The following is a 1,605-nucleotide window of genomic DNA, read 5'->3' as shown; positions in this document are numbered from 1 at the left end:
CGGCCGTTCGTGCCGCCGGGCAGGCGGCGGTCACGCGCCGGAAGCCGTCCGGCCGCGCGCAGGGCCGGGCAGGCGCCCGCGGGGGGCGGGGAAAACGGCGGGAGCGCAGTGTCAGTGCGGCTCCCGCTCCGGTAACGCCGCCTCGCGGTCGGCCAGTTTGCGGAGCATGTCCAGGACGCGGTCGCGGGACTCGTCCGCGGCGTCGATGGCCTCCATGCACTGCCAGTACGTCGCCTCGTCCCGCGCGGCGCAAGCGAGGCCGACCAGGGCGATGCCGACGTCGCCGAGGAGGCCGCCGAGGTGCAGCAGGGACGGGCGGGCCTCGCCCAGCTCGGTGAGGCGGGCCGCGCGCAGTTCGCCCGGCTTCAGGTCTGGGGTGTCCAGCACGCCGCAGCCGCGGCCCGCCAGCTCCGTCAACCCCAGCGCCTCGCCCCGTAGTTCGGGCGGTCCGGAGACCGCGAGACGGCTGCCGATCGCCTGGGCGAGTGCCTGCGCCTGCCACACCTCGGTCAGCAGTCCCGGCAGGTCGGTGCTCGCGGCCAGGGCGCTTCTGCTCGTCATGATGAGCCGCACAGCGTCCATGCGCTGCCCCCGTCCGATCCGAACGCGCTGCCCACGCGTCCACCTGAACTCCCTTGTCCATTACCCAGAGTGAGAGAGCTCGATACAGAAAGCCAGAGGAAGGCCGAAATCTGTGGATACGAACGTTCCACTGCCGGGACGGTTGCATGCGGAGAGTGAAAGCGGAGCGCCTTCCTCCCGGCGCGGGCTCAGACCGGGAAGCGGTGCTCGTTGCGGTCGATCTTGGCGCTCAGCGCGGCCAGCGGGTCCACGCCGAGGACCTCGCAGAACTGGAGGAGGTAGGCCAGCACGTCGGCGACCTCGTCGGTGACGCGGTGCGCGGTGTCCGGGTCGTCCATCACCCGGGCCGATTCCTCCGGCGTCAGCCACTGGAAGATCTCGACCAGTTCGGACGCCTCGACACTGAGTGCGGCGACGAGGTTCTTCGGCGTGTGGTACGGCTGCCAGTGGCGCGCCGCCGCGAACTCGGCGAGGCGGCGTTGCAGTCCCGGCAGGTCGGGGGGCTCGGGCGGGCCGTCGTCGTGTGGATCAGTCACGGTCCAGGTGTACCACCGTCACTCCGTCCACCCCCACGGCCCAGGACGGGTCGCTCACCGTCCCCGCCATCCGGATGTGCCCGCGCTCGCACATCCGCGCCGCCAGCCGCAGCAGTTCGGCGCGCTGGCCGGGGTCGAGCCCCCGGTCGAGGCCGTCGGCGAGCACGGTGAGGGTCTGCAGGGCCGCGGGGACCTCGCCGGGCGCGTCCACCTCCAGCACGCCGGGCCCGGTGAGCAGGACCAGGGCGAGCGCCACGTACCGCAGTTCGCCGTCGCCCAGCCGCCCGAGTTCGGTGCGCACGCCGGTGCCGCGGTCGAGCAGGGCGCGGATCCGCCCGCCGGGAGACGGTTCGGCGAGCAGGTCGGTGACCGGTCCGGCGCAGCCCGCGCGGAGGGCGGCGACGAGCAGGGCGTGCCGCCGTCCGCATTCGGCACGGGTGCGCAGGAGCACGTCGGCGAGGTTGTCGCAGCCGCGCCGGAGCCGCCC

General features: G+C 73.7%; 2 protein-coding genes and 1 pseudogene. All 3 read right to left on the bottom strand.

Features of this window, described 5'->3' with window-relative positions; all coding sequences use genetic code 11:
- Positions 1-111 precede the first annotated feature (111 nt).
- The gene (locus tag G3I53_RS16060) at positions 112-582 is read right to left on the bottom strand and encodes a DUF6099 family protein (protein ID WP_164334311.1); all 471 of its coding nucleotides are present in this window, start codon (positions 580-582) and stop codon (positions 112-114) included.
- A 188-nt stretch (positions 583-770) separates the two neighbouring features.
- On the bottom strand, positions 771-1,118 hold the full coding sequence (locus G3I53_RS16055) for a nucleotide pyrophosphohydrolase (RefSeq protein ID WP_205080185.1): 348 nt from the start codon (positions 1,116-1,118) through the stop codon (positions 771-773).
- A pseudogene (locus G3I53_RS16050) lies at positions 1,111-1,605 on the bottom strand (ATP-binding protein); the annotation flags it as partial. The pseudogene G3I53_RS16050 and the gene G3I53_RS16055, both read right to left, overlap by 8 nt.

The organism is Streptomyces sp. SID14436, assembly GCF_010548465.1.
Classification (GTDB): domain Bacteria; phylum Actinomycetota; class Actinomycetes; order Streptomycetales; family Streptomycetaceae; genus Streptomyces.
Note: the sequence above shows the minus strand (reverse complement) of the source record. Positions and strands in the feature narration are given on the sequence as shown.

Excerpts from the sequence above, each read along its gene's own strand:
- G3I53_RS16060 (WP_164334311.1), bottom strand. The coding sequence starts at position 582 with ATGGACGCTGTGCGGCTCATCATGACGAGCAGAAGCGCCCTGGCCGCG.